The organism is Micromonospora endophytica (assembly GCF_003236305.1).
GTDB classification, from domain to species: Bacteria; Actinomycetota; Actinomycetes; order Mycobacteriales; family Micromonosporaceae; genus Micromonospora; species Micromonospora endophytica.
Genome location: NZ_POTX01000391.1, coordinates 1 through 3,495 on the forward strand (window position 1 = coordinate 1; position 3,495 = coordinate 3,495).

Here is a 3,495-nt window from a genome sequence, read left to right on the forward strand (position 1 = left end):
CGCCCGACCTCCGTGCCCCCGCCCGACCTCCGTGCCGCCGCCCGGCGCTGGCGGCCGGGCGGGGCGGGTGAGGTGATGGCGGTCAGTTGACGGCGTCGTCGCGTCGGGGCAGATTTCCCGGCGGGGCGGACCACGGTGAGGCGCCCCCGGTACGCCGCGGCAGCGGCTCGGTAGGCGTCGGGTCCGGGTCCGGGTAGCCCAGGCTCAGCGGGGATGTGTCCCGCTCCGCGGCCGGAGTCGGCGACCAGTCGGTAAGCGTCGGCTCCTCGGTCGGCGCCGGCGCGGCCGGTGCCGCTTCGGTGACCGGGCGGGGCCAGCGCCGCCAACGCTGGCCGCTGAACGTCGCCATCAGCAGCAGCACGCCGATCAGGAAGAGGGTGCCGTTCTCCACCGGCAGGCGCAGCGGCAGTGGGTCGCCGAGGAACTCCCAGTCGTCCGGGATGCGCTCGCGGACCTGGAACGGCGTGATGAAGAGCCCGACGTACGGGGTGACCAGCAGCAACCCGGCCACCAACGGACCGAGCGGCGAGATGCGCAACGTGCCGAGCAGGCCCAGCACGATGCCGCCGACGGCCAGGTAGACGGCCGGTTCGATGAGGTTGGCCGTGTTCGAGGTGCCGATCTCCACCCACCGGTCGACGGTGCCGGCCGACCCGTCCTGCCCGAGGGTGACGAGCACCCAGGTGACCGGAACCACCACCAGCCCGGCGAGGAAGCTCCACAGATGTCGCATTGCCGCACCGTACCGTTTCCGCCATGACCGAGCACCCCTGCGCCATGCCAGGTAAACCGACGTCGTACTCCCGGGTCACGCTCAGTCGGATCATGACCGCGGTCGACGTGAACCTCTACGGAACCGTGCACGGCGGTGTGCTGATGAAGTTCGTCGACGATGTCGCCGGTGCGGCGGCGGCCCGGCACAGCGGTGGTACGGCGGTCACCGCCGCGATCGACGAGATCGTCTTCTCCGAGCCGGTCCGGGTGGGTGACCTGGTGCACGCGTACGCCCAGGTCAACTGGACCGGGCAGACCTCGATGGAGGTGGGCGTACGGGTGATGGCAGAGCGCTGGGACTCGGCCGAGACGGCACCGGTGCGGGTGGCCACCGCGTACCTCGTCTTCGTCGGCGTGGAGGTGGGCGGTGCGCCGCGGGCGGTGCGGCCCGTCCTGCCGGAGACGCCGGAGGACGAACGCCGCTGGCGGGAGGCGGAGATCCGCCGGGAGCACCGGCTGGCCCGCCGACGCGCCATCCAGGCTCACCGCGCACGGTGAACCGGTAACGACCGCGGTGACCGGTCGCGGTCGCGCTCCCGGCCGGATCGCTGCGTTGAGGTCGCGCTCCCCGGCCGGATCGCTGCGTTAAAAGGGGGCCCCTTTACTACTCCAGGCGTTAATAGGGGGCCCTTCCTTGCACTTCATGTGCGGTGGGCACATGGGCGGGGTGGGGCTGGCTGTGGAGAATGACGCGTCGGGGTAGGGCAGGATGGCGCCACGGCCCAGCGCACCGCGTCGTGCCGGGCCTGGGGGAGGAGTGGACCAGTGACTGACGTGCTGTGGACGCCGCCGGCGGATGTGCTCCAGCGGTCGCGGATCGGGGCGTACCTGCGCTGGCTGGCCGAACACCGTGGGCTGGAGTTCGCCGACTACGACGCGCTGTGGCAATGGTCGGTCACCGACCTGGACGCCTTCTGGCGCTCGATCTGGGACCACTTCGAGGTCGTCGCGCACACCCCGCCGACCGCCACCTTGGGGCAGCGGAGCATGCCTGGTGCCCGCTGGTTCCCCGGTGCCACGCTCAACTACGCCGAGAACGTGCTGCGGATGCCGGGTCGGGCCGACGACGACCCGGTGGTCATCGCGTACGGGCAGACCCGCGACCCGGTCACGCTGACCGCCGCGCAGCTGCGCGAGCAGGTCCGGCGGGTGGCGGCCGGGCTGCGCCGGCTCGGGGTCACCTCCGGTGACCGGGTGGCCGCGTACGCGCCGAACATCCCCGAGACGTACGTGTTGCTGCTCGCCACGGCGAGCCTCGGGGCGATCTTCTCCTCCTGCGCGCCCGAGTTCGGCACCCGCAGCGTCACCGACCGCTGGCAGCAGATCGAGCCGAAGGTGCTGGTGGCGGTGGACGGCTACCGCTACGGCGACAAGGCGGTGGACCGGCGTGCCGAGGTGGCCGCGATCCGGGCGGCGCTGCCCTCGCTGGAGCACACCGTCGGCATCCCCTACCTCGACCCGGACGCGCCGCTGCCGGACGGGATGCTGGCCTGGGCGGAGCTGGCGGCACCGACCGACGAGCCGGCGACCTTCGCCCCGGTGCCGTTCGACCACCCGCTGTACGTGCTCTACTCCTCCGGCACCACCGGGCTGCCCAAGCCGATCGTGCACGGTCACGGCGGGATCCTGCTGGAGCACCTGAAGATGCTCGCCCTGCACCACGATCTCGGGCCGGCCGACCGGTTCTTCTGGTTCACCACCACCGGCTGGATGATGTGGAACTTCCTGGTCAGCGGGCCGGCGGTGGGCGCGACGATAGTGCTCTTCGACGGTAACCCGGGCCACCCCGACCTGGGTGCGCTGTGGCGACTGGCCGAGCGGAGCCGCAGCACGTACTTCGGCACCTCCGCGCCGTTCCTGCTGGCCTGCCGCAAGGCGAATCTGGTGCCACGGGAGATCGCCGACCTGTCCGCGCTGCGCGGGCTCGGCTCCACCGGTGCGCCGCTGCCGGTCGAGGGCTTCACCTGGGTGTACGACGCCGTCGGCAGCGACCTTCAGCTCCAGTCGCTCTCCGGCGGCACCGACGTGTGCACCGGATTCGTCGGTGGCGTACCCCTGTTGCCGGTGCACGCCGGTGAGATCGCCTGCCGGGCGTTGGGCGCCAAGGTGGAGGCCCGCTCGGCCGACGGCACCCCGGTCATCGGCGAGCTGGGTGAGCTGGTGATCACCGAGCCGATGCCGAGCATGCCGGTGGGTTTCTGGAACGACCCGGAGGGCACCCGCTACCGGGAGGCGTACTTCGACATCTACCCCGGGGTGTGGCGGCACGGCGACTGGATCACCATCAACTCCCGGGGCGGCTGCGTGATCACCGGCCGCTCCGACGCCACCCTCAACCGGGGCGGCGTACGGCTGGGCACCGCCGAGTTCTACTCGGTGGTGGAGGCGCTGGACGAGGTGGTCGACTCGGTGGTGGTGCACCTTGAGGACGACGAGGGCGGTGCCGGTGAACTGCTGCTGTTCGTGGTGCTCGCCGAGGGGCTGACCCTCGACGACGACCTGCGCCGCAAGATATGCCGTGAGCTGCGTACCGCCCTGTCGCCCCGGCACGTGCCCGACGAGATCCACCAGGTCCGCGCCGTCCCCCGCACCCTGAGCGCGAAGAAGCTGGAGGTCCCGGTCAAGAAGATCCTCACCGGCACCCCCGTCGACCAGGCTGCCGCCAAGGGCGCCCTGGCCAACCCCGAGTCCCTCACCGCCTTCGCCACCCTCGCCCACCAC

At 71.8% G+C, this 3,495-nt stretch carries 3 protein-coding genes; 2 read left to right on the forward strand and 1 reads right to left on the reverse strand.

The annotated features are described in order from the left end of the window. Positions 1–82: 82 nt before the first annotated feature. The gene (locus C1I93_RS29550; protein ID WP_111246536.1) at positions 83–733 is read right to left on the reverse strand and encodes a hypothetical protein; all 651 of its coding nucleotides are present in this window, start codon (positions 731–733) and stop codon (positions 83–85) included. Positions 734–756: 23 nt separating this feature from the next. Here C1I93_RS29550 and C1I93_RS29555 point away from each other — a divergent pair, with 23 nt between their 5' ends. Beyond that, entirely contained in the window at positions 757–1,272 is a 516-nt protein-coding gene (locus C1I93_RS29555) for an acyl-CoA thioesterase (RefSeq protein WP_111246537.1), read from the forward strand. A gap of 267 nt (positions 1,273–1,539) precedes the next feature. After that, positions 1,540–3,495 (forward strand): acetoacetate--CoA ligase (locus C1I93_RS29560; protein ID WP_111246538.1); only part of this gene is annotated, 1,956 nt, incomplete at its 3' end.